Consider the following 23,275-nt stretch of genomic DNA (forward strand, 5'->3'; position numbering starts at 1 on the left):
ACTTGGGTTCAAATACAGGCAGCACCCCTTCCTCCTATAGGAACGGATCGGCTGCTCAGGACGCTTCCCGAACGCTGAAGAGGCCTGCCTGAATATCCGTTCCGGGTCATTCGCGTCGATTGGGCGATGCCGCAACCGCGTCCGGTCTCCCCCTAGCAGCAGGCGCCTTGGCGGCCGCCTCTGGCCACGAACGCACCGCCGCGGGACCCCGCGGCCTTACTTCGAGGCTTTGGTGATCTTGTGCTCCAAGTGGCCGGTCTCATGATCACGACGGAGCTGGCTCAATGATGTCTCGTTCAGCTTAAGTAGAACCTCACGGAGCTTCTCTGTGTCAGGATAGCCAGCCGCGAAACTCTGACCGTACACCTTGCGCAACGTGCGAATGAGGGTGTTTCCGTGTTTGGCGCTGATTTCTCCGTCCTTGTTGCGGTGGCGATTGTCGAGAGTTGCCTTGCTCATGCTGCCCTCCATTGTGTCCGCGCCAACAGCATCCACCCGCCGAGACCAAATCGCAACAACGCGTGCTGGGAAATACACTTTGCGCTGCATAGCTTTTGGTGGCCGTGGGCGATTGGCTCGCGGAGTGCTTGCTTGACTCGTCCCGCCTCCGTTCAATGCGACCACGGATACTAAAGGCATGTTCGGGACGTATTAGGTCAACGTTACTGACGCGCTCTTAGACCGCGAGTCGCTCTGCCACAGCGCTCGTTTTTGCTTTCACCAGCCTGGGCCGGGAGCAACAGGATGCATTGCATTACGGCAAGCTCCACGCTAGAGCAGCCGTAACTTCTAGAGGTAAACACATGTCATATGCCTATAAGCTGAATGAAGACGTTCACCACCAGCCCCAAGGTCCGCGAGGACGTGCCTCAACTGAGGCGCCAATGATTTATACCATCGTTCAACTTATGCCCATCGAGGCAGATGGACGTCTTAGATACCGCATCAAGAGCAAGTCGGAGAATATCGAGCGAGTCGTTACGGAAGATCAGCTTTCGTATTCTCAGTGATTTAGCGCGCTTGATGACGGTAGGAGCCTAGTCGTGCTGAATGATCGAGAAAATATCCTGCGTGCGCTCCGCGAGAAGCCGCTCAAAGTGTACGAGGTCATGAAACGCGCCAATGTCGTGAATGAAGAAGCTTGCCAATCCCTCCTGTTGAAAATGCGAGACGAAGGCCTGGTGAAGTTCGATATCAACAAAGGGCGATGGCGCATCGGACGATTCGTGAATTGCGGGCGACCGTCCAGCGTTGATCACAGAAGACTCGCTGCGGCGATTAGGAACAGGTTCAGACTTGAAGGACTGAGCGTCCCGCAGCACCCGATGGCGGCAGATCAGCCGCGACGATTCTTCCTTGCCTTCTTTCCGAATCCGGCTTTCGCAGGCGACGCGTTTGCCGGCTGCCGTTGTCCAGCATGGCCGGACTTGTTCCGGTGTTTCTTTTTCTTCCCGAAACCCGGCTCGCTGGCAAATTTCGACCCGCTTTCGCGGTGAGGCTTGCCGCGTTGCTTCGGTCCTGTCGCGTCACGAGAATTGTCGCTTCGAAGAGCATTGTGATCGAAGTCGCCGGCTTCGCGCCAAGGCGAGTGTGACTGCTTTTCCAAAGGTGCCTGATCTGGGGGAGTGTCTGCCAGCGGCTCGATGCGGATGTTGTCTTCCTTATCCGGACGTCGGATCTTGGCGGCGAAGGATCCTGCGACCCGCTCGGAAATTTCGAACTCGGTGGTGGTGTCCAGAATCCGGATGGCGCCAATGTCACGCTTGTCGATGCCGCCACGACGGCAAATCATCGGCAAGAGCCAGCGCGCTTCTGCATTCTTTTTTCGTCCGATGGCGGCCCGGAACCATACGCTGGCCTCCGCCATGCCGTGACGCGACGATGATCTTCCCGTTTTCGATCGGGGCCCGGTGGGGCGTTCATCGCCGCGCGATGTCCGGATGTGTTCTCGACCGCGGTCGTCACGAGGTCGGCTGCGATCCTGGCCGGGATCGAGAATGTCTTCGGGCGAAGGAAGCCGCGCGCGATAAAGCCGCGCGAGCGCCGCGGCGATATCCTCAGCCGACCGCTCGGCAAGCAATGCCCGCGCCAGCACCAGATCGTCGGCGGTCGTCTCCTCGGTGAAAACGGCATCCGTGAGCATACGTTCATGATCAAGCCTGCGGATTTCATCGGCCTGGGGAGCCGTGCCCCAGACGACGTCAATGCCGGCCAGATTCAGCAGCAGTTCCGCTCGTCGTTTTCGGGCGGGCGGCACCAGCAGGATGCTCACGCCCTTGCGGCCCGCACGACCGGTGCGGCCCGAGCGGTGCTGCATGACCTCCGCGTCCTTTGGCAGATCCGCATGAATGACGAGGTCGAGGCTCGGCAGGTCGATACCGCGCGCCGCCACGTCGGTCGCCACGCAGACGCGCGAACGTCCGTCGCGCAACGCCTGCAGCGCCAGGGTTCGCTCGTTCTGCGTCATTTCACCGGAGAGAGCGACCACGGAAAACCCACGCTCGAGCAGCGCCGCCTGCAAATGCTTGACCGCATCTCTCGTGTTGCAAAACACAAGTGCGCTCGGCGATTCGAAAAAGCGCAATACGTTGACGACCGCGTGCTCGACATCATCAGGAGCAATCCGGATGGCGCGGTACTCGATATCGGCATGACCGCCTTCGTCGCCCGCGACCTCGATCCGAGAGGCCTGTTGCTGGTACTGTTTTGCCAGCGCAACGATGCCGCGCGGAAAAGTCGCCGAGAACAACAACGTGCGGCGCGTGTCCGGCGTGGTCTTGAGGATGAATTCCATATCCTCGCGAAAACCGAGATTGAGCATTTCATCGGCCTCGTCGAGGACGACAGCCCTCAATTCCGAGATGTCGAGATGGCCGCGCCGCAAGTGATCGCACAATCGGCCGGGCGTCCCGACCACGATGTGAGCGCCCGCGGCAAGCTCGCGCTGTTCGCGGCGCGGATCCATGCCGCCGACGCAGGAGACGACGCGCGCATCCGCGTATTGATAAAGCCATGCGAGTTCGCGATGGACCTGCAAGGCGAGTTCGCGCGTTGGCGCGACGATCAAGGCAAGCGGCGCGGCCGCCCGCTGAAACCGCTCGACGCTGCCCAAAAGATCCTTTGCAATTGCCAGCCCGTAAGCGACGGTCTTGCCCGAGCCGGTTTGGGCCGAAACGAGAAGGTCGCGGTCGACAGCTTCTGCCGCAAGCACGGCGATCTGAACAGGGGTCGGCCGATCGTAGCTGCGCTCGGCTAAAGCTCGGGCGAGCGGCGGACTTGTGGTCGGGAATGACACGAGATGGAAACCTTTGTTGGCTCAGGCGCAGAACGTCGAGCCGAGTGACTTGAAGCTGCGTGCCCGGCAGACGGCACAGCCGCACGCGCGGCGATCTGATTCAGATGCTTTACGCCAAGAGAAGCCAGATCGCTACCCCAGGATGAGGTTGACGGTCAGGGATGAGCCGGCGCGACTTCCGCTCCGGGTCATTTTCGACCGACTCTATCGGCTTTACCTGCGATGTAATGTCCGTTTGTCCCCAAAGCAACCAGTGCCGGGACTCAGCCAAGAACTAGCGTTTGGCTGGATGCCTGTGCTTCAAACTTTCCCTACACAACTTGCTACGACCGCTTCGCTCGCTGGTGGCGCACCGGTGCGGCGGGCAAAGTATCCTGCACGCCAGACCATTCTTCGTCGCCGAGTTCGGCGATCGCCTTCGTGACCTCGGCCTTGGCCGCATCGTTCAACTGAACGATCGGTAGGCGCGTGTCGGGCTGGATCAGCCCAAGCAGCGACAGCGCGTACTTCAGCGCCGCTGGATGCTCGGCGGCAAGCAGCCCGGCAATCGGGACCAGGCGGCTGAATAGATACCTGGCCGATTGCGGTCGTCCTTTCCTAAGGCTTGCAAGAACCGCCTGGCACAGTTCCGGCACGAGGTTCGCCACCGCGGAGATGCAGCCGTGACCGCCGGCGGCCATGAACGGCAGCGCGGTCAAGTCATCGCCCGACAGCAAGCGGAAATGCGGCGGCAACGACGTGCGTATGCGGAGGAGGCGTCCGACATCGCCGCTGCTGTCGCGCAATCCGATGAACTGCTCGGATTCAGCAAGGCGCTTGAGCGTTGCGTCGGCGAGTTCGCGAACGGTGCGCGAGGGAACGTTGTGCAGGATGACCGGAAGTCCCGTCGCCTCGGCAACAGCGCGGAAATGCGCGTGGATACCTGACTGCATCGGCTTGTTGTAATAGGGGACCACCGAGAGCACGGCATCTGCGCCGGCGGCCTCCGCCTGCCGCGTCAGTTCGACCGCGCGGTCTGTTGCGTTGGATCCGGCGCCGGCGATGACGCTGATACGGCCATGCGCGACCTCGACGGCGCGGCGAACGAGGCCGGCCTTCTCTCCCGTCGTCAGGGTCGGCGCCTCGCCCGTGGTCTCGCCGACCACGATCGCACTGGCGCCGGCTGCGATCTGACGCTCGCAGAGCCGCGCAAAGGCATCGAAATCGACTTCGCCATCCTTGCTGAACGGCGTTGGAAGGTCGGGGATGTAGCCCGCGAGCCAATCCTGTTTCATGTGTCGTCCTTCGGAATAGGCACCGCGTTCAATATCTGGCGACGCGTGAGCGCGTGCCGGGGAGTGGAGCATTGCTACGCGGCGCCAGTCCGCGCCACAGCCAGTCGTTGACCTTGGGCTTTCTGATGCGTGGCGGCGCCGCATCGATTTCGATTTCGACCGCGCTTGCGAATGCCCGCCTCAGGCGGGGATCCTCGATCCGCTCAAGATACTGACGCATGGTGGCATCGGCGGCGTCGTTCTGCCGCAGAATGGCGCTGCAGAGGTCGGCACTGAACTTGCGGAAGAAGCGGAAATTCGGCTGCTCCTCGGAGCTGTGGCCGCCGCGGTCGATCTCGGCGGCTATCGCCATCACGTTCAACCGATCGGCATTATCGAGTGTTACAGCAAAGCGCAGAAGCGCCAGTTGCCAGGCGCGCAGCAGTCTGCTGTGCCATTCAACCGGATCCTGCGATTCCATTGGTAACGCCTTCCCGGCCGCGCAAATGCTTCGCAGTTCACGCCGCTCTTTCCATTTGTGCGAAACCCTGCCGGTGAGCGGCAAGCACGAGGCCGCGTTGGCACCTCACGCCTGCCTCGATCCGAAAGCCCATCTGCTCCAGTTTCCTTCGGATGTTGAGGCAGAATTCGCCTTCACGGGAGTCGATCAGGATCGCAATGGTGGCGTTGGCGCTGAGGAACTGCGAGACTTCCAGGAGCGCCGCCTCGATTGCCGCCAGGGATTTGTCTCCCGTGAGCAGGCCGATGCTGTGCTGTCTCCTGGGCACCCGGCAGGTTGCGGTTGTCGCGACCTGAACGAAGCCGCGCCTGCGCAGCGAAAGATAGAGCTCCATGGCTCCACTTCCCGCGATGATCGTGCGGTGCAGGTTGGACAGGTGTGTCAGTGTGATCATCGTATCGACGACCTGGTCGCGGTCGGCAACTAAACAAGGCTGCATCATCTGACTCCTCCTGAATGTAGGCCGCGAATCGGATCAGGCGACGCGTCGCGCGGCTGTTGCTTGTGACGGCGCGGCGGAGGAACTGCGGTTCATGTCAAGTTCGAATTCGCGCGACAGTTCGACGATGGTTTCTGGATGATGCCCGTTCTCGAACAGCGCGTATTTGACTGCCTGGGAGCGATTGACGAACAGCCCGCCGTAGAGACCGTTCTGTTCCTGGGCGACCCACTGGCCGCGCCGGTTCCGTCCGATAAAGACGATAGGCGAAGCAGAGCTACACGATGGAGGTTCGTCGAGTTTGATGTTCACGAGTTTCATTTTTGTGATTCCCTCACGAGACTTGGTAACGCGTTCAATATCTTTGCGGGCGGATATGAAATCGAGGAGGGCGGGTGAGCGATCTCATAAGGGACGTATAAGGTCGCCAGGCCCGTCGCGTGGTTATCGCCCGGTGGCCGAGGCGAGCGCGCAAAGCGCGGCATAGGCTGCCATCTCGTCCCAATGGTTGAGATCGGCATCCATGAATTGCTCCCGCCGTATCAGGGCGATGACGGCACAGAGCAGTGTGGACATCCAGAGCAGCGCGATGAAGCTGCGGCCAAAGCCGATGCTCCCGAACAGCGCGAAACCGCTCAGGATCAGCAACCGAAACACAAATCGAACCAGGACCTGGGCCGATTTCAGCTTTTGCGGCAGGTTTGGCAGTGGCTGCACGGTGCTGCTCGCTCAGGCGAAATTGTCGCTCAGCATCGGCTGGTAGAAGCCGTCGGCATGACGTTCGACGCTCGGCACGCTGGGGCGGCTCGATGGTGCGGCGATCTGCTGTGCCTCGACGAACGCGCTCAAGATGGCGAGCGCCAGATCGGCATGATGGGTCTCGATCGATTGATCGAGCCAGTCGGGCAGTTCGCGCTCGCGCGATAGCGCGCAGTACCATTCGCCGTCGTCATAGGCGAGGCGACGAACCTGCCATTGCGGCAGTTCGAGGTCGAGCAGCGCCAGCGCTGCATCGGTCCACGCGCCCAGTTTGATCAGTGCCTCGACGCGCGCCGTCTTGTCGCGCCGTCCTTGCGAGGGAAAGCGTCGGCAATAGTCGCGGATGAGGTCGGACATCAGTTCGACTGTCACTCTACCGGCGTCCCGCGGCCGAAGGCCGAAGTCGGCGGTCAAGGGTTCTGAAAGCAGTGACATGGCGAGACCTATCAATCATGCGGCTTGACGAAATGCCGCAGGTCAAACGTGGTCAAAACGCCATTTGAAAACGAGATGGGGCGGCGGCCGGAAATATAGGGATTTCATAAAGATGGACGGGGCGTCCTCTCCGTCGTCCCCGCGAAGGCGGGGACCCATAGCCACTGGCTGTTGTGATGTGCTCCGCCACAACCGCTTGCTCGCGCACAGCACCTCCCTGTGGTTATGGGTCCCGGGTCAAGCCCGGGACGACGGGCATCTTTATAAGATTCCTATAACGACGCCGCAGCCTACATCTCGAAAACCTATGCGGCGGGTGGCACCTCACCTCGGAACCAGAACGGGCCTTTGTCGGCCCGTTATGCATAGGAGCCTCCAATGCTTGATCTCGTCATGCTGGCGCTCATCGCGGCATTTTTCGCAGCCGGCATAGGCTACGCCTACGCCTGCGAACGGCTGTGAGGGAGTGCGCCATGATTTTCGACTATTCGCTCGCCGGCCTCGTCTCGCTCGGCCTTCTCTTCTACCTCACCTATGCGCTGCTGCGCCCTGAGCGGTTTTGATCAGCGCCATGTTCATGATCGGGCAGCTTCTCCTGGCAGATGCGGCGCTGACCATCCTGCTCGTCGGCGTGCTTGCCGTGCTGCTGCGATCAAAGCCCATTCGAAAGGTTTAATGCCATGACCGCCATCGGCTGGTTCCAAATAATCCTCTTTTGCGCCGCCGTCGTCGCGCTGGTCAAGCCGCTCGGCTGGTACATGACGCGCGTCTTCAACGGCGAGGCGACTTTCCTGTCGCCGGTGCTGCGCCCGGTGGAGCGCGGGTTCTACTGGATCAGCGGCGTCGACGAAAGGCGCGAACAGCACTGGCTGACCTATACGGTCGCGATGCTTCTGTTTCATATCGGCGGCTTCCTGATCATCTACGGCGTGATGCGGCTGCAGGCCGTGTTGCCGTTCAATCCGGCGGACCAGGCCGCCGTTGCCCCGGATCTGTCGTTCAACACCGCGGTCTCCTTTCTCACTAACACCAACTGGCAGAACTACGGCGGTGAAAGCACGGTGTCGTACCTGGTCCAGATGCTCGGCCTGACGCACCAGAACTTCCTCTCGGCTGCGACCGGCATGGTGCTCGCGGTGGCGTTGATCCGCGGCTTCGCCCGCGCCTCTGTACGCACGATCGGCAATTTCTGGGTCGATATCACCCGCTGCACGCTCTACATCCTGCTGCCGATCTGCACCGTCTATTCGCTGTTCCTGGTGTCGCAGGGCATGCCGCAGACGCTCGGGCCCTATGTCGATGCGACCACGCTCGAAGGCGCCAAGCAGACCATCGCCGTCGGCCCGGTGGCCTCGCAGGTCGCGATCAAGATGCTCGGCACCAATGGCGGCGGCTTCTTCAACGCCAACGCCGCACACCCCTTCGAGAATCCGACCGCGCTGTCGAACTTCGTGCAGATGCTCTCGATCTTCGTGATCGGCGCCGCGTTCACCAACGTGTTCGGCCGTATGGTCGGCAACCAGCGCCAGGGCTGGGCGATCCTCGCCGTGATGGGCGTGCTGTTCATCGCCGGCGTTTTTGTCTGCTACTGGTCCGAGGCCAACGGCACTACCGCGCTGCAGGCGCTGGGTCTGTCCGGCGGCAATATGGAAGGCAAGGAAGTCCGCTTCGGCATCGTCGCGTCCTCGCTGTTCGCAGTCGTCACCACCGCGGCTTCCTGCGGCGCCGTCAATGCCATGCATGACAGCTTCACCGCGCTCGGCGGCATGATCCCGCTTATCAACATGCAGCTCGGCGAAATCATCGTCGGCGGCGTCGGCGCCGGTCTTTATGGCATGCTGCTGTTTGTCGTGCTGGCGATCTTCGTCGCCGGCCTGATGGTCGGCCGTACGCCGGAATATGTCGGCAAGAAGATCGAGGCGCGCGAGGTCAAGATGGCGATGCTCGCGATCCTGGTGCTGCCGCTGATGTATCTCGGCTGGACCGCGGTCGCCGTGGTGCTGCCGTCCGCGGTTGCTTCGATGGCCAATGCCGGCCCGCACGGCTTCACCGAGGTGCTCTATGCCTTCACCTCGGCGACCGGCAATAACGGCTCGGCCTTTGCAGGTCTCACCGGCAACACCTTCTTCTACAACCTCACGCTTGCCAGCGCGATGTTCGTCGGCCGCTTCTTCATGATCGTGCCGGCAATGGCGATTGCGGGTTCGCTGGCGCAGAAGAAGTCGGTCCCGCCGTCCGCCGGCACGTTCCCGACCACCGGCGGCCTGTTCGTCGGTCTCGTCGTCGGCGTGATCCTGATCATCGGCGGCCTCACCTTCTTCCCGGCGCTGGCGCTCGGACCGATCGTCGAGCATCTCGCCATGAACGCCAACACCCTGTTCTGATCGAATTAATTGGAGTCACATCCATGGAAACCATGAAACTGCAAAAGCAGGTGAGGGCGTCGACCATGCTCGACCCCAAAATCCTGGTACCTGCGATCAAATCGTCCTTCATTAAGCTCGATCCGCGGCTGATGGCGAAGAACCCCGTGATGTTCGTGGTCGAGATCGTCGCCGCGCTCACCACGGTGATCTTCCTGCGTGACCTCGTCACCGGCGCGGAGAACATCGGCTTCACTTTCCAGATCATCCTGTGGCTCTGGTTCACGGTGCTGTTCGCCAATTTCGCCGAAGCCGTCGCCGAGGGACGCGGCAAGGCGCAGGCGGATTCGCTGAAGAAGACCCGCACCGAGAGCCAGGCCAAGCTGCTGGAAGGTTCGGGGCGGAACTACCGCCTCGTCCCCGGCACCGCGCTCAAGGTCGGCGACATCGTTCTGGTCGAGGCCGGCGACATCATCCCGTCCGACGGCGAGGTGATCGAAGGCGTGGCCTCGGTCAACGAAGCCGCGATCACCGGCGAGTCCGCGCCCGTGATCCGTGAATCCGGCGGCGACCGTTCGGCGGTGACCGGCGGCACGCAGGTGCTGTCGGACTGGATCCGCGTCCGCATCACCGCGGCGCAGGGCTCGACCTTCATCGACCGCATGATCCGGCTGGTCGAGGGCGCCGAGCGGCAGAAGACGCCGAACGAGATTGCGCTGAACATCCTGCTGGCCGGCCTCACCATCATCTTCGTGTTCGCGACCGTGACGATCCCGAGCTACGCGGCCTATGCCGGCGGCTCGATCTCGGTCGTGGTGCTGGTGGCGCTGTTCGTGACGCTGATCCCGACCACGATCGGCGCGCTGCTCTCGGCGATCGGCATCGCCGGCATGGACCGCCTGGTGCGCTTCAACGTGCTGGCAATGTCCGGCCGCGCGGTGGAAGCCGCCGGCGACGTCGACACGCTGTTGCTCGACAAAACCGGCACCATCACGCTCGGCAACCGCCAGGCGACCGCGTTCCGCCCCGTGCGTGGCGTCACCGAGCAGGAGCTTGCCGATGCCGCGCAGCTCGCCTCGCTCGCCGACGAGACGCCGGAAGGCCGTTCCATCGTCGTGCTGGCCAAGGAGAAATACGGCATCCGCAGCCGCGACATGCATGAGCTCGCCGCGATCTTCGTGCCGTTCACCGCGCAGACCCGCATGAGCGGCATCGATGCCGGCTCGTCCGCGGTCCGCAAGGGCGCGGTGGATGCGATCCTCAACTATATCGGCGGCGGCACCGCGCAGTCGCTGGCGAGCGGCAATGCCGTCCGCGCCCTCCAGGCCAATGTCAACACCGACGCCGCGCGCGAACTGCAGAGCATTGCCGACGAGATCGCCAAGGAAGGCGGCACGCCGCTCGCCGTGGCCAAGGACGGCCGGCTGCTCGGCGTCATCCACCTCAAGGATATCGTCAAGGGCGGCATCCGCGAGCGTTTCGCCGAGCTGCGCCGCATGGGCATCCGGACCGTGATGATCACCGGCGACAATCCGATGACCGCGGCGGCGATCGCGGCCGAAGCCGGCGTCGACGACTTCCTGGCGCAGGCCACGCCCGAGGACAAGCTCAAGCTGATCCGCGACGAGCAGGCCAAGGGCAAGCTGGTGGCAATGTGCGGCGACGGCACCAACGACGCGCCCGCGCTGGCGCAAGCCGACGTCGGCGTCGCCATGAACACCGGCACCCAGGCCGCGCGCGAAGCCGGCAACATGGTCGACCTCGACTCCAACCCGACCAAGCTGATCGAGGTGGTCGAGATCGGCAAGCAGCTCCTGATGACCCGCGGTGCGCTGACGACGTTCTCGATCGCCAACGATGTCGCGAAATATTTCGCAATCATCCCGGCGATGTTCCTGGCGTTCTATCCGCAGCTCGGCGTGCTCAACATCATGGGCCTTTCGAGCCCGCAGAGCGCGATCCTGTCGGCGATCATCTTCAACGCGCTGATCATCATCGCGTTGATCCCGCTGGCGCTGAAGGGCGTGGCCTATCGCGCGATAGGCGCCGGCGCGCTGCTCCGCCGCAACCTGATGATCTACGGCTTAGGGGGCATCATCATCCCCTTCATCGGCATCAAGGCGATCGACCTCGCGGTCGCAGCCTTGCACTTGGCTTAATGGCACCGTCATTGCGAGGAGCGAAGCGACGCAGCAATCCACGATCTTGCCCCGCGGCCCGATGGATGGCTTCGCTTCGCTCGCAATGACGAGAATTAGGAGAGACAACATGCTTAGAGAAATTCGCCCCGCCATCGTCCTTCTGCTGTTGTTGACGGCAGTCACGGGCCTCGCCTATCCGCTCGCGATCACCGCCATAGCCGGCGTGATCTTTCCGTCAGAGGCGCAGGGCAGCCTGATCGAGAAGGACGGCAAGATCATCGGCTCCGCCCTGATCGGGCAAGAGTTCAAGGAGGACAAATATTTCCACGGCCGGCCGTCGGCGACGCTGGCGCCGGATCCAAACGATTCCTCCAAGACGGTGCCCGCGCCCTACAACGCGGCGAACTCCGGCGGCTCCAATCTCGGTCCGACCAGCAAGGCGCTGAACGACCGCGTCAAGGAGGATGTCGAGAAGCTGAAGGCGGAAAACCCGTCCCAGCCGGTGCCGATCGACCTCGTCACCACCTCGGGAAGCGGCCTCGATCCCGACATTTCGCCGGAGGCGGCGCTCTTCCAGGTGCCGCGGGTGGCAAAAGCACGCAACCTGCAGGAAGCGCAGGTCCGCCAGCTCGTCGAAGCCAACACCAAGGGCCGTTTCATCGGCGTGCTCGGCGAGCCGCGGGTGAATGTCCTGGCGCTTAACCTCGCTTTGGACGGCGCTTCGAAATAAAGGCGGCTAGGCCGAATGACGTGACGCGACTATATTTGCTCTATGGCAAATGAGCATCGCGACCCTGAGAAGCGACCCTCGCCGGACGCGCTCCTGGAAGCCGCCCGGCGAGAGAACGATGCGTCCGGGCGGCTGAAGATCTTCGTCGGCGCCGCTCCCGGCGTCGGCAAGACCTACGAGATGCTGCAAAGCGCGCATGCCAAGCTCAAGGGCGGCACCGATGTGGTGGTGGGTGTTGTCGAGACCCACGGCCGGGCCGAGACCGAGGCGCTGCTGCACGGGCTCGAAGTGATCCCGCGCAAGCAGATCAATTACAAGGACCAGGTGCTCGAGGAGATGGACCTGGATGCGCTGATCATGCGCCGGCCGCAGCTTGCCATCGTCGACGAGCTCGCCCACACCAACGCGCCCGGCAGCCGGCATCCGAAGCGCTATCTCGACGTCGAGGAACTGCTCTCCCACGGCATCGACGTCTACACCGCCGTCAACGTCCAGCACATCGAAAGCCTCAACGACGTCGTGGCCCAGATCACGCATGTGCGGGTGCGCGAGACGGTGCCGGATTCGATCTTCGACCGCGCGGATGCGATCGAATTGATCGACCTGCCGCCCGACGATTTGATCCAGCGATTGAAGGAGGGCAAGGTCTATGTGCCCAAGCAGGCGGAGCGGGCGCTTCAGCATTATTTCTCGCCCGGCAACCTGACCGCGCTGCGCGAGCTGGCGCTGCGGCGGACGGCCGAGCGGGTCGACGAACAGCTGCTCAATCATATGCAGGCCAACGCCATCGCCGGTCCCTGGGCCGCGGGCGAGCGTATATTGGTCTGCGTCAGCGAGGATCCGCGCGCCGCCGGCCTCGTGCGCTACGCCAAGCGGCTTGCCGATCGCCTGCACGCGCCCTGGACCGCGATCAGCATCGAAACCCGGCGCAGCCTGCAGCTCTCGGACGAGCAGCGTGACCGGCTCGCCGATACGATGCGGCTTGCCGAATCGCTTGGCGGCGAGGCGCTGACGATTCCCGCCGTGCATCGGCATATCGCCGATGATCTGATCAATTTTGCGCAGTCCACCAACGTCACGCATGTCGTGATCGGAAAATCGTCGCGTTCGCGCTGGTTCGAGATCCTGCGCGGCTCGGTGGTACACGAACTGGTGCGGCGCTCCGGCAACATCAGCGTGCATGTCATCGCCGGCGAGGATCTACCTACCGGCCTCGACAAAGGGCCCGCCGTACAGACGGCGGCGCGGACCGAGCCATTCAACCTCAGGCCTTACCTGCACTCGCTCCTGATCGTCGGCCTCGGGCTCGGCGCCGCCGCGCTGGTCCATCCTCGCTTCGGCGTCGAGAACGTCGACCTGGTCTTCCTCACCGCCGTCGTCGTGGTGGCTGTGCGCTATGGCCTGTGGCCGTCGCTGCTCGCGAGCGTCGTGGCCTCGCTGTGCTACAATTTCTTCTTCCTGCCGCCGGTCTACACCTTCACGATCACCGACCCGACCAATATCGCGGCGTTCTTCTTCTTCATGCTGATCGCGCTGCTCGTTTCCAACGTCGCGGCGCGGGTGCGGGTGCAGGCCGATACCGCGATCAGCCGCGTGCGCATGACCGAGTGGCTTTACGCCTTCAGCCGCAAACTCGCGGGCACCGCGACGCTGGACGACGTATTATGGGCGACCGCCTACCAGATCGCGCTGATGCTGAAGGTGCGCGTGGTGCTGCTGCTGTCGGAAGAGGGCTTGCTCGTCGTCAAGGCCGGCTATCCGCCGGAAGACCAGCTCGACGACGCCGATCTTGCGGCCGCGAACTGGGCCTGGTCGAACGATCGGCCGGCCGGCCGCGGCTCGGACACGCTGCCCGGCGCCAAGCGCCTGTTTTTGCCGATGCGGACCGGCCGCGGCCTGATCGGCGCCATCGGCATCGACAATGACAAGACCGGCCCGCTGCTGACGCCGGACCAGCGGCGGCTGCTGGATGCGCTGGTCGACCAGGGCGCGCTCGCGATCGAGCGCGTGCTGCTGGTCGAGGACATGGACAAGGTCAAGCGCACCGTCGAATCCGAGCGCCTGCGCTCAGCGCTCCTGACCTCGATCTCGCACGACCTGAAGACCCCATTGGCCTCGGTACTCGGCGCCGCCTCGACCATGCGCGATCTCGGCGGCAACCTCACGGATGCGCAGAAGCACGATCTGCTCGCGACCGTGATCGACGAGTCCGAACGGCTGAACCGCTTCATCGCCAATCTGCTCGACATGACCAAGCTCGAATCCGGCGCCATCGTGCCGAACACGGCGCGGCATGACGTCGGTGAAATTGTCGGCAGCGCCCTGCGCCGCGCCGGCAAGATCCTGGTGCGGCACAAGGTTTCGCTCGATCTCGCCGCCGATCTGCCGATGCTGGAGCTCGACGCGGTGCTGTTCGAACAGGTGCTGTTCAACCTGCTCGACAACGCGGCCAAATACGCTCCTGCCGACACCACGATCTCGATCCGCGGCCGGCGGGATCGTCATTCGATCGTGCTGCAGGTCATGGACGAGGGCAGCGGCATTCCGCCGACCGAACTCGAAAGCATCTTCGACAAGTTCTACCGTGTGCAGAAGGGCGATCATGTCCGCCCCGGCACTGGCCTTGGTCTTGCGATCTCCCGCGGATTCGTCGAAGCCATGCATGGCACGATCTCGGCCGCCAACCGCACCGACCGGAGCGGCGCCGTGCTCACCATCCGGCTGCCGATCCCGGCGGCTACCGCTGCGCTGGATACCGCTGCATGAACGCGACACCGATCAAGGTCCTGGTCATCGATGACGAGCCGCCGATCCGCAAATTGTTGCGGATGGGGCTGAACACGCAGGGGTACGAAATTCTCGAGGCCCCCAACGGCAAGGCCGGACTGGAGATGCTCGCGCAGGGGCCTGCGCTGATCATCCTCGATCTCGGCCTGCCGGATATACAGGGCCACGACCTCCTACGCATGATCCGCGCGCGCAACGAAAGCGTGCCGATCGTGGTGCTATCGAGCCGCGGCGACGAGGCGGGCAAGGTGCAGGCGCTCGACCTCGGCGCCGACGATTATCTGACCAAGCCGTTCGGCATGGATGAGCTCTTGGCGCGCCTGCGCGCGGCGCTGCGCCATCAATTGCAGGTGCAGGGTGAACGGCCGGTGTTTCGCGCCGGCGATCTCTCGGTCGACCTCGTGCGCCGCATCGTCAAGGTCGGCGATCGCGAGGTGAAATTGTCGCCAAAGGAATATGAGCTGCTTCGTGTGCTGGTGCAGCACGCGGGCAAGGTGCTCACGCATCGTTTCCTGCTGAAGGAATTGTGGGACGAACTCACCGATGCGCAATATCTTCGCGTCTATGTGCGTCAGCTTCGGCAGAAGATCGAGGCTGATCCCGAGCGTCCGCAATTCGTGCTGACAGAGACTGGGATAGGCTATCGCTTGCGCGCGGCGGACTGAGGCGAGTTGCAGAGGCGGAACTTTTTCGGAGTGAGGAAATTAATCTCCCTCAACCGGGAGGAATGCCAATGGCACGAAAATATTCCAGGAAAGCATCCGGCGACGTCAGGCGCGCGATGAAGAAGCGCAAGGCCGGCACGTTGAAGAGCGGCCGCTCAGGCCGCAAGGTCAAGAGCCGCAAACAGGCGATCGCGATCGGACTTTCGGAAGCGCGCGCCAAAGGCAGGAAGGTGCCGAAGAAGTCGTCGAAGAAGAAAACGTCCAAGAAGAAAACGACGAAGAAGCGGAAGAGCAGCAAGAAGCGGAAGACCAAGCGGTAGTCCAGCTTCGCGCTTCTCTTCGTCATGGCCGGGCTTGTCCCGGGCATCCACGTTCTCTGGGCAAGAAGGAAGGCCTGGATGGCCGGGACAAGCCCGGCCATGACGCTGTAGTCTACCCCGCCTTGCGTGCACGCGCGGTCGAGCGATGCGCTTTTCGCGCTGCGCGGCGGCGGGAGGGCTGGCGGCGGGCGGTGGAATGGCTGCGTTTCTTGGCTGCCGAGCGGCCCTTCAGGCTCTGCTTCAGCGCATCCATCAGGCTGACGACGTTGCTCGGCCGCTCCTCGGGCTCCGGGGCCTCGATCGGCTTGCCGGCCGCCTTGCGTCGCACGAGTGCCTTCAGTGCATCCTCATAGTCGTCCTTGAATTTCGAGGGGTCGAAATGCGCCGCCTTGCTGTCGAGGATGTGGCCGGCGAGCTCGACCATATCCTTGGTGATCTTCGGCGTCTTGATGTCGTCGAAATAATCGGCCTCGTCGCGCAGCTCGTAGGGATAACGCAAGGTGGTGCCGAGCAGGCCCTTGCCGAGCGGCTCGATCGCCATGACGTGCTCGCGGTTGGTCAGCACGATCCGCGCCAGCGCGACGCGGTCCTGGTCCTTCATCGCGTCACGGATCACAGCGAAAGCGTCAGCGCCGGCCTTGCCGTCGGGCGCGATGTAATAGGGGTGGTTGAGATAGCGCTTGTCGATCTCGTCCCTGGGCACGAAGCTTTCGATGTCGATTGTGTGGTTGCTCTCGATCTGGACGGATTCGAGTTCCTCCGGTTCGATCTCGACATATTTCCCTTTCCGTAGCTCATAGCCGCGCGCCTTCTGGTCGGCTTCGACGATGTCGCCGGTTTCGGCGTCCACCATCTGCTGCTTCAAGCGGTTGCCGGTCTCCTTGTTGATCATGTGGAAGCGGGTTTTCGCGACCGACGTCGAGGCCGGATACAGCAGCACCGGGCACGCCACCAGCGACAGCTTCAAGGTGCCTTTCCAATAGGCGCGAGGGGCCATTTCATTCTCCGGATATCTTGGAGTATGGGAACTTCAACCGATGCGAGGGGTTTTGGTTCCTGGTATATACCGCCGCAAGGCGGCGGCCATTTGCGTGAGGTGCACCCGTGCTGCAGAGAAACCTGTCCACCTATCGCAAGAAACGCGACTTCTCCAAGACCGACGAGCCCTCCGGCGAGGTCAAGGTTGCGCCATCCAAACAGCGCCGCTTTGTGATCCAGAAGCATGACGCCACGCGGCTGCATTACGACCTCCGACTCGAAATGGACGGGGTGTTCAAGTCGTGGGCGGTGACCAAGGGGCCCTCGCTTGATCCGCACGACAAGCGGCTTGCGGTGGAGGTCGAGGACCATCCGCTCGACTATGGCGATTTCGAAGGCACCATTCCGGAAGGCCAGTATGGCGGCGGCACGGTGATGCTGTGGGATCGCGGCTATTGGGAATCGGACGATCCCGCAGCCGGGTTCAAGAAAGGCGATCTGAAGTTCACCCTGGATGGCGACAAGCTGCATGGAAGCTGGGTGCTGGTGCGGATGCGCGGCGATCGTTTCGGCGGCAAGCGCACCAATTGGCTGCTGATCAAGCATCGTGACGAATATGCCAGCGAGGACGGGGAAAGCATCCTCGATGAGGACCGATCCGTCGCCTCCGGCCGCACCATGGAGCAGATCGCGGCCGGCAAGGGCAGGGCGCCGAAGCCGTTCATGCTGGCGAAGAACGGCCGCGCGAAGGCGAAGGCCGATGCGGTCTGGCAGTCCAATCGGGAGGAGACCGGCGCGGCGCGTCCGAGGACGAAGGCGCCGGCGCCCAAAACGCTGGCGTCGAAGTCGCGCGCTTCCGCCAAAGCCAAAGCAAAGAAGATCGAGCCAAAGAAGGTCGAGGCGATGCCGGACTTCGTCGCGCCGCAGCTCTGCACATCCGTCGACCGTCCACCCGGCGGTGCCGGCTGGTGCCACGAGATCAAGCTCGATGGCTACCGCGTGCAATTGCGGGTCGAGGACGGCGAGGCCACGCTCAAGACCCGCAAGGGTCTGGACTGGACCGACAAGTTCGGTGCGATCGCGAAAGAAGGCGGCAAGCTGCCTGATGTGATTGTTGACGGCGAGATCGTCGCGCTGGACAAGCACGCCATACCGAATTTCTCGACATTGCAGGCGGCGATCTCGGACGGCAAGACCGATGATCTGATCTTCTATGCCTTCGACCTGCTGTTCGCCGAGAATGAGGATCTGCGCGCGCTGCCGCTGGCCGAGCGCAAGGCGCGGCTGAAGCGGCTCCTGGAAGCACGGAAAGGCAAGGGCAAGTTGATCCACTATGTCGAGCATTTCGAGAGCGGTGGCGACGCGGTGCTGGAGTCGGCCTGCAAATTGGAGCTTGAGGGCATCGTCTCCAAGAAGCTGGATGCGCCCTATCGCTCCGGCCGCTCCGAGCTGTGGACCAAGGCGAAATGCCGTGCCGGTCACGAGGTCGTGCTGGGCGGCTGGAAGACCACCAGCGGAAAATTCCGCTCGCTGATGGCCGGCGTCTATCGCGGCGATCATCTCGCCTTTGTGGGAGTTGTCGGTACCGGCTTCGGCCAGGACAAGGTCCGCCGGCTGTTGCCGGTGCTGAAGGCGCATGAATCCGACGAGAGCCCGTTCGGCGGCGAGAATGCGCCGCGCAAGGCGCGCGATATCCATTGGCTGAAGCCCGACCTCGTCGCCGAGATCGAATTCGCCGGCTGGACCGAGGGCGGCAATATCCGGCAGGCCGCGTTCAAGGGACTGCGGCAGGACAAGCCGGCCAAGGAGGTGGAGGCCGAAGAGCCGGCCAAGACCGAGATCGCCGAGCCGAAGCCGGGCAGGGCCGCGGCGAAGGCTGCGAAATCGGCTGCGGATAAATCCTCTGTCGTCATGGGCGTCGTGATCTCCAAGCCCGACAAGGAGCTGTGGCCCGACGCCTTCGACGGCGAGGGCGTGACCAAGCTCGATCTCGCGCGCTATTTCGAGGCGGTCGGCGAATGGATGATCGTCCATCTCAAGGGCAGGCCGTGCTCGATCGTGCGCGCGCCTGATGGCATCAATGGTGAAAAGTTCTTCCAGCGCCATGCGATGCAGGGCATGTCGAACCTCTTGGAGCTCGCAAAGGTCTCCGGCGACCGCAAGCCCTATGTGCAGATCGATCGCGTCGAGGGATTGGCGGCGGTTGCGCAGATCGGCGGGCTCGAACTGCATCCCTGGAATTGCGCGCCCGATATCTACGATACGCCGGGGCGACTGGTGTTCGATCTCGATCCCGCGCCGAACGTCGAATTCTCAGACGTCATCGAGGCCGCCAAGGACATGCGCCAGCGGCTCTCAGCCGTCGGCCTCGAGAGCTTCTGCAAAACCACCGGCGGCAAGGGCCTGCATGTCGTGGCGCCATTGCTGTATGGCGCAAAGGACCGCGTGACCTGGAAGGAGGCCAAAGCGTTCGCGCAGGCGATCTGCCAGTGGATGGCCGATGACGACCCCGAGCAATATCTGCTCAACATGTCGAAGAAGCTGCGCAAGGGAAAGATCTTCCTCGACTATCTGCGCAACGACCGGATGTCGACTGCGGTCGCCCCGCTGTCGCCCCGCGCACGCGAAGGTGCCACCGTCTCGATGCCGCTGACTTGGGCGCAGGTGCGCGGCGATCTCGATCCGAAGAAGTACACGGTGCGCACCGTGCCGTCGCTGCTCGCGCGGAGCAAGGCCTGGGATGGCTATGACGATGCCGCCACGTCGATCAAGGCGGCGATGAAGAAGCTGGCAGCGAAGAAGTAGGGTGGGCAAAGCGAAGCGTGCCCACCATTGCTTGCGGAGTGTGGATGGTGGGCACGCTACGCTTTGCCTACCCTACAGCCACCGTCGTCATGCCCCGCGAAGGCGGGGCATCCAGTATGCGGCGGCCTCTCGGCTTATGCATCGACGTCTCCGGAATACTGGATCACCCGCTTTCGCGGGTGATGACAGCGGAGAAACAGCGTCAGATCCTCCCGAGCAATAGCAGGATCAGCAGGATGACGATCACGAGTCCGAGCCCGCCGCCGCCGTAGTAGCCGGTGCCATAGAATGGCCCGCCGCCTACGCCGCTGAAGCCGCCCAGCAGCAGGATGATCAGAATGATGAGTATGATCGTTCCAATTGACATATAAGTCTCTCCTCAGCCCGGAGGGCCTGGTTGCCGCTTCTGCCCTTCGTGAGGAAAACGAACCTAATTCATGAAGGTTCCGGCTCTCGCGCCGCACGTATCGGCCTTCTGTTTAGCTGACGTGGCACTACATGCAGGTGATCAGAGGAGGAATTTTGCAATGTCTGCTCCATTGGTCGTTTCGATTCCGCATAGCCTTGGCCGCGAGGAAGCCATGCGTCGCCTGAAGACGGGACTCTCGCGCGCTGCGAACAGCGTGCCAGTGCTCAAGGTCGATGAGGAGCGCTGGGAGGACAATCGCATGATCTTTCGCGTGCGCGCGCTCGGACAGGCCGCAACCGGTCACGTCGATGTCAACGAAGATAATGTCAATGTGGAAGTGACATTACCCTGGCTGCTGCAACGCTTTGCCGAAGTCGCGCAAACCGCGATCCGCAATCGGGGCCGTCTGCTGCTGACGAAACGCAATTGAAGCGCGGCGCATCCGCAGTGAACGCTGCGCTCCGCTCCCGCTTGCGGGAGAGGGTTGGGGTGAGGGTGTCTCCGCGAAAAGAGCAGAGATTATCTTTGCGCGGAGAGAGCCCTCAGCCGGCGCTGCGCGCCGACCTCTCCCGCAAGCGGGAGAGGTGGCGTCCCTCGTTCAGGCGCGGACGCGCTTTCGGGTTGGCTTTAAGACGGCGGCGACTTTCGCCTTGAGGACGGCAACAGGCATATGCCTGAAGAGCGTGGAGAGCTGCAGCTCGTTCTCGCCGGCGTCGGTGACATAACCTTTAATCGTGACCGCGCCGTCGAAAGCCTCTGCTTTCGGCCAGACACGGCCGACTTCGGTGAAAGGCGCGAAGGACTTTGCAACGGCGACGATGACTGCATCCCGTTCCCATTGTCGCGCAAAGGCGATGATGTGATCGCGGTGTGCTCCACTCGTCTCCAGCGGCAGATAGTTGCCTTGCGTGAACACGTCGGGGAATTCGCTGCGAAGCCGCAGCAGGTGCCGGGTCCAGGCGAGCTTCAACCGACCGTCGGGCCATTGCTGGACGAGCTGCGCCCAGTCCGGCTCGTCCAACACGGCAAGCGCGGATGTGCGCGCGGCGAAGTCGACCGGACGGCGATTGTCAGGATCGACGAGGGAAAAATCCCAGAACTCGGTGCCCTGGTAGAAGTCCGGCACGCCGGGAAGCGTCGCCTTCAGCGTGAGCTGGCTCAGCGAATTCAGCGCGCCCAATAGCGACAGCCGCCGTGCCAGGGCTTCCAGCGCGTTCAGGAAGTCGGCCGAGCGGGAACGGTCCAGGATGCGCTCGAGGAACGTCTTGACGCCAGCCTCATAGACCTCATGCGGATTGAGCCAGCTCGTCTCCTGCTTGCCTTCGCGCGACGCTTTCAGCGCATAGGCCTGCATGCGCTCGAGGAAGCGGGGATCATCAGGTTGCCAGGCGCCGAGCATCGCCTGGTAGAGCATGTATTCCGATGTCGCCGATGGTGCGCGAAATTCGCCTTCGACCACAAGGTGCGGCGCGTTGAGGACTTTCCAGCGCGATACCGCGCTGGTCCACTCACCCGGAATTTCAGCCAGCGCCAGGATGCGGGCACGAGCATCCTCGCCGCGCTTGGTGTCGTGGGTCGCGGTCGCGGTTATGCCGTGTGGCGATTCGTTGGCGCGCCTCTGCATCATCTGGTGAAATGCGTCGACCGACAGCGCTTTGGCGGCCGGATCGCCGCCGACTTCGTTCAGCGCGAGCAGGCGATGATAGCGGTAGAAGGTGGTGTCCTCCAATGACTTTGCCATCATCGGACCGGTGAATTGCTGCACCTTCTGCGCAAAGCGCCGGACGCGCGGCGCGCTGTGAGTGGCGCGGCCGGGCTCGATCAGGTCCATGGTCAGCGCGTCCTGGAGGAAATCGAAAATGCCTTCGTCGGCGGCGAACCAGTCGCCGCGCGCCCGCTCGATCGTGTGGGCGATCAAGGCTCGATCATGCGGCGTCGGGCCGGAGGCAGTGAGATAAGTGCGATAGACCGGGAAGTGCAGCACATAGAGCTCGAGCGCCTGCCGCAGGCTGTCGGCGGAAAAATCGCGCGTCGAGTAGTGGCCGTTCGCGATCCGCGCGAGCAGCCGCCACAGCACCGTGAACTCGCTGGTGAGCAGCGTCTCGAGCACGCGGCGCTTAGCTTCTTTCAGCACCGGCGCGAGCCTCGGCGAGCGGTTGCTGATCTGCCGCCAGATCTCGTCGAGCGGCGCCAGGCCCCTGCCGTCGACCAGGACTTGGGCGATCGCGTTCATCCATTCATAGCCGGTGGTGCCGTGAACGCCGGCAAGCGCGGGCAGCTTCTCATGCTCGCCGAGGATCTTTTCGATCACCAGATAGAACGGCCTGCCGCCGCCTTGCGCATGGCGGATCAGGCGGCGCAGCCGCTGGCAATATTGCGCGGGATCGCACAAGCCGTCGATATGATCGAGCCGCAATCCCTGCAGCTTGCCTTCGGCGATCAATCGCTGCACGAGCAGGTGGATCGCCTCGAATGTGGCGGCATCCTCGACGCGGATGCCGGCGAGATTGTTGATGTCGAAGAAACGGCGATAGTTGATGTCGCTGGAGGCGAGCCGCCAATGGCCGAGCTTGTAGTGCTGGCGTTCGAGTAGATGATGCAGCGCGAGCGTTTGCGCCGGGCGGCCCTCGCCGGCGCGGTAGGCCGATAGCCCGCGCGCGATGATCTCGGCGGCATCTGCGATTGCCTTCAGTTCCGCCTTGAACCCCGGGGCTTCCTTCCGATTGGGATGCCGCAGTCCCGTGTAGCGCGACGCCAGCGCGAGGATGCCCTTGCCGGCATCGCTCTCGGCGGCGTCAGCCTCGCGCACGATCGTTCGCAGCACCTCGCCATAGCGCTCGGGTGCGATCGGCAGGCGGTGCTCGAAATACCAGGCGGAGAAGCTGCCCTCGCCGGCATCGTAGCGCAGCTCGATCTCGCCGCGCTCCAGCGCTTGCCCATAGGACGAACCTAGGATCGGCAGCAGCACGCCGCCGCGGGCGCGGTAGGGCAATTGCTCCCAGTCGATGTCGAAGGAGGCGGCGTGCGGCGAGGTGGGGCCCCACTCGAGCACGTCGAGCCACCAGGGATTGTCGTCGAAATGCACGCCCACATGATTGGGCACGAAGTCCAGGATCAGCCCGATATCGTGCTGTTTGAGCGCCGCATTTAAGCGCTCGAAACCGGCTTCGCCGCCGAGTTCCGGATTGAACTTGGTGTGATCGACGATGTCATAGCCGTGGGTCGAACCCTTGCGCGCCTTCATGAAGGGCGAGGCATAAAGATGTGTGATGCCGAGCGCCTTCAGATAAGGCACGACTTCGGCGGCGGCATCGAAGTCGAAATCGGCGGTGAGCTGCAACCGATAGGTCGCGATCGGAATCGCGGGGGGCATTCT

At 63.0% G+C, this 23,275-nt stretch carries 21 protein-coding genes; 9 read left to right on the top strand and 12 right to left on the bottom strand.

Features of this window, described 5'->3' with window-relative positions; all coding sequences use genetic code 11:
• Window positions 1-216 precede the first annotated feature (216 nt).
• The 9 genes from AC5ZG1_RS19935 to AC5ZG1_RS19975 form a co-directional block, all read right to left on the bottom strand.
• On the bottom strand, window positions 217-459 hold the full coding sequence (locus AC5ZG1_RS19935) for a hypothetical protein (protein ID WP_028166547.1): 243 nt from the start codon (window positions 457-459) through the stop codon (window positions 217-219).
• Between the two features lie 578 nt (window positions 460-1,037).
• Entirely contained in the window at window positions 1,038-1,259 is a 222-nt protein-coding gene (locus AC5ZG1_RS19940; RefSeq protein ID WP_496133834.1) for a hypothetical protein, read from the bottom strand.
• Window positions 1,260-1,336: 77 nt separating this feature from the next.
• On the bottom strand, window positions 1,337-3,295 hold the full coding sequence (locus AC5ZG1_RS19945; protein ID WP_496133835.1) for a DEAD/DEAH box helicase: 1,959 nt from the start codon (window positions 3,293-3,295) through the stop codon (window positions 1,337-1,339).
• A 323-nt stretch (window positions 3,296-3,618) separates the two neighbouring features.
• Window positions 3,619-4,569 carry a 4-hydroxy-tetrahydrodipicolinate synthase gene (gene dapA, locus AC5ZG1_RS19950; protein WP_496133836.1) on the bottom strand — a complete coding sequence of 317 codons (951 nt, stop codon included), beginning with the start codon at window positions 4,567-4,569 and terminating at the stop codon, window positions 3,619-3,621.
• 28 nt (window positions 4,570-4,597) lie between these two features.
• Window positions 4,598-5,029, bottom strand: a complete 432-nt coding sequence (locus AC5ZG1_RS19955; protein WP_496133837.1) for a hypothetical protein — start codon at window positions 5,027-5,029, stop codon at window positions 4,598-4,600.
• Window positions 5,030-5,066: 37 nt separating this feature from the next.
• On the bottom strand, window positions 5,067-5,510 hold the full coding sequence (locus tag AC5ZG1_RS19960; RefSeq protein ID WP_496133838.1) for a hypothetical protein: 444 nt from the start codon (window positions 5,508-5,510) through the stop codon (window positions 5,067-5,069).
• A 33-nt stretch (window positions 5,511-5,543) separates the two neighbouring features.
• Window positions 5,544-5,813 (bottom strand): hypothetical protein, encoded by a 270-nt coding sequence (locus AC5ZG1_RS19965; protein WP_035691316.1) that lies wholly within the window; start codon window positions 5,811-5,813, stop codon window positions 5,544-5,546.
• A 138-nt stretch (window positions 5,814-5,951) separates the two neighbouring features.
• Window positions 5,952-6,224: a hypothetical protein gene (locus tag AC5ZG1_RS19970; RefSeq protein ID WP_496133839.1), complete on the bottom strand. Its 273-nt coding sequence runs from the start codon at window positions 6,222-6,224 to the stop codon at window positions 5,952-5,954.
• A 12-nt stretch (window positions 6,225-6,236) separates the two neighbouring features.
• The gene (locus tag AC5ZG1_RS19975) at window positions 6,237-6,638 is read right to left on the bottom strand and encodes a hypothetical protein (RefSeq protein ID WP_245474581.1); all 402 of its coding nucleotides are present in this window, start codon (window positions 6,636-6,638) and stop codon (window positions 6,237-6,239) included.
• Between the two features lie 536 nt (window positions 6,639-7,174).
• Here AC5ZG1_RS19975 and AC5ZG1_RS19980 point away from each other — a divergent pair.
• The 7 genes from AC5ZG1_RS19980 to AC5ZG1_RS20010 all read left to right on the top strand — a co-directional run bounded on the left by AC5ZG1_RS19980 (window position 7,175) and on the right by AC5ZG1_RS20010 (window position 15,707).
• Window positions 7,175-7,264, top strand: coding sequence for a K(+)-transporting ATPase subunit F (locus tag AC5ZG1_RS19980; RefSeq protein ID WP_016846764.1), 90 nt, complete (start codon window positions 7,175-7,177; stop codon window positions 7,262-7,264).
• A gap of 117 nt (window positions 7,265-7,381) precedes the next feature.
• A complete protein-coding gene (gene kdpA, locus AC5ZG1_RS19985) occupies window positions 7,382-9,085 on the top strand; it encodes a potassium-transporting ATPase subunit KdpA (protein WP_496133840.1) in 1,704 nt (567 codons plus the stop codon).
• Window positions 9,086-9,108: 23 nt separating this feature from the next.
• Window positions 9,109-11,223, top strand: coding sequence for a potassium-transporting ATPase subunit KdpB (gene kdpB, locus AC5ZG1_RS19990; protein ID WP_456642065.1), 2,115 nt, complete (start codon window positions 9,109-9,111; stop codon window positions 11,221-11,223).
• Window positions 11,224-11,332: 109 nt separating this feature from the next.
• A complete protein-coding gene (locus tag AC5ZG1_RS19995) occupies window positions 11,333-11,935 on the top strand; it encodes a K(+)-transporting ATPase subunit C (RefSeq protein WP_496133841.1) in 603 nt (200 codons plus the stop codon).
• A gap of 42 nt (window positions 11,936-11,977) precedes the next feature.
• A complete protein-coding gene (locus tag AC5ZG1_RS20000; RefSeq protein WP_496133842.1) occupies window positions 11,978-14,701 on the top strand; it encodes a DUF4118 domain-containing protein in 2,724 nt (907 codons plus the stop codon).
• Entirely contained in the window at window positions 14,698-15,387 is a 690-nt protein-coding gene (locus AC5ZG1_RS20005; RefSeq protein ID WP_474419389.1) for a response regulator, read from the top strand. The genes AC5ZG1_RS20000 and AC5ZG1_RS20005 overlap by 4 nt, the downstream gene beginning before the upstream one ends.
• Window positions 15,388-15,503: 116 nt before the next feature.
• Entirely contained in the window at window positions 15,504-15,707 is a 204-nt protein-coding gene (locus tag AC5ZG1_RS20010) for a DUF6496 domain-containing protein (protein WP_496133905.1), read from the top strand.
• A 112-nt stretch (window positions 15,708-15,819) separates the two neighbouring features.
• Here AC5ZG1_RS20010 and ku read toward each other — a convergent pair whose 3' ends face one another.
• A complete protein-coding gene (ku, locus tag AC5ZG1_RS20015; RefSeq protein WP_474419390.1) occupies window positions 15,820-16,704 on the bottom strand; it encodes a non-homologous end joining protein Ku in 885 nt (294 codons plus the stop codon).
• A gap of 110 nt (window positions 16,705-16,814) precedes the next feature.
• Between ku and ligD the strand changes: the two genes are divergently transcribed.
• On the top strand, window positions 16,815-19,490 hold the full coding sequence (ligD, locus tag AC5ZG1_RS20020) for a DNA ligase D (protein WP_496133906.1): 2,676 nt from the start codon (window positions 16,815-16,817) through the stop codon (window positions 19,488-19,490).
• 202 nt (window positions 19,491-19,692) lie between these two features.
• Here ligD and AC5ZG1_RS20025 read toward each other — a convergent pair whose 3' ends face one another.
• Window positions 19,693-19,857 carry a DUF3309 family protein gene (locus AC5ZG1_RS20025; RefSeq protein WP_080663914.1) on the bottom strand — a complete coding sequence of 55 codons (165 nt, stop codon included), beginning with the start codon at window positions 19,855-19,857 and terminating at the stop codon, window positions 19,693-19,695.
• 160 nt (window positions 19,858-20,017) lie between these two features.
• Here AC5ZG1_RS20025 and AC5ZG1_RS20030 point away from each other — a divergent pair, with 160 nt between their 5' ends.
• On the top strand, window positions 20,018-20,329 hold the full coding sequence (locus AC5ZG1_RS20030; RefSeq protein WP_130224529.1) for a polyhydroxyalkanoic acid system family protein: 312 nt from the start codon (window positions 20,018-20,020) through the stop codon (window positions 20,327-20,329).
• Between the two features lie 168 nt (window positions 20,330-20,497).
• On the opposite strand, the gene treY is transcribed toward AC5ZG1_RS20030, so the two are convergent.
• Entirely contained in the window at window positions 20,498-23,272 is a 2,775-nt protein-coding gene (treY, locus tag AC5ZG1_RS20035) for a malto-oligosyltrehalose synthase (RefSeq protein ID WP_496133843.1), read from the bottom strand.
• Window positions 23,273-23,275 lie beyond the last annotated feature (3 nt).

Source organism: Bradyrhizobium sp. Leo78, from assembly GCF_059512425.1.

Bases quoted from the DNA above. Each gene is read 5' to 3' on its own strand.
- AC5ZG1_RS19935 (WP_028166547.1), bottom strand. From the start codon at position 459: ATGAGCAAGGCAACTCTCGACAATCGCCACCGCAACAAGGACGGAGAA.
- dapA (WP_496133836.1), bottom strand. From the start codon at position 4,569: ATGAAACAGGATTGGCTCGCGGGCTACATCCCCGACCTTCCAACGCCG.
- AC5ZG1_RS19955 (WP_496133837.1), bottom strand. From the start codon at position 5,029: ATGGAATCGCAGGATCCGGTTGAATGGCACAGCAGACTGCTGCGCGCC.
- AC5ZG1_RS19960 (WP_496133838.1), bottom strand. From the start codon at position 5,510: ATGATGCAGCCTTGTTTAGTTGCCGACCGCGACCAGGTCGTCGATACG.
- AC5ZG1_RS19980 (WP_016846764.1), top strand. From the start codon at position 7,175: ATGATTTTCGACTATTCGCTCGCCGGCCTCGTCTCGCTCGGCCTTCTC.
- kdpA (WP_496133840.1), top strand. From the start codon at position 7,382: ATGACCGCCATCGGCTGGTTCCAAATAATCCTCTTTTGCGCCGCCGTC.
- kdpB (WP_456642065.1), top strand. From the start codon at position 9,109: ATGGAAACCATGAAACTGCAAAAGCAGGTGAGGGCGTCGACCATGCTC.
- AC5ZG1_RS19995 (WP_496133841.1), top strand. From the start codon at position 11,333: ATGCTTAGAGAAATTCGCCCCGCCATCGTCCTTCTGCTGTTGTTGACG.
- AC5ZG1_RS20000 (WP_496133842.1), top strand. From the start codon at position 11,978: ATGGCAAATGAGCATCGCGACCCTGAGAAGCGACCCTCGCCGGACGCG.
- AC5ZG1_RS20005 (WP_474419389.1), top strand. From the start codon at position 14,698: ATGAACGCGACACCGATCAAGGTCCTGGTCATCGATGACGAGCCGCCG.
- AC5ZG1_RS20010 (WP_496133905.1), top strand. From the start codon at position 15,504: ATGAAGAAGCGCAAGGCCGGCACGTTGAAGAGCGGCCGCTCAGGCCGC.
- ku (WP_474419390.1), bottom strand. From the start codon at position 16,704: ATGGCCCCTCGCGCCTATTGGAAAGGCACCTTGAAGCTGTCGCTGGTG.
- AC5ZG1_RS20025 (WP_080663914.1), bottom strand. From the start codon at position 19,857: ATGTCAATTGGAACGATCATACTCATCATTCTGATCATCCTGCTGCTG.
- AC5ZG1_RS20030 (WP_130224529.1), top strand. From the start codon at position 20,018: ATGTCTGCTCCATTGGTCGTTTCGATTCCGCATAGCCTTGGCCGCGAG.
- treY (WP_496133843.1), bottom strand. From the start codon at position 23,272: ATGCCCCCCGCGATTCCGATCGCGACCTATCGGTTGCAGCTCACCGCC.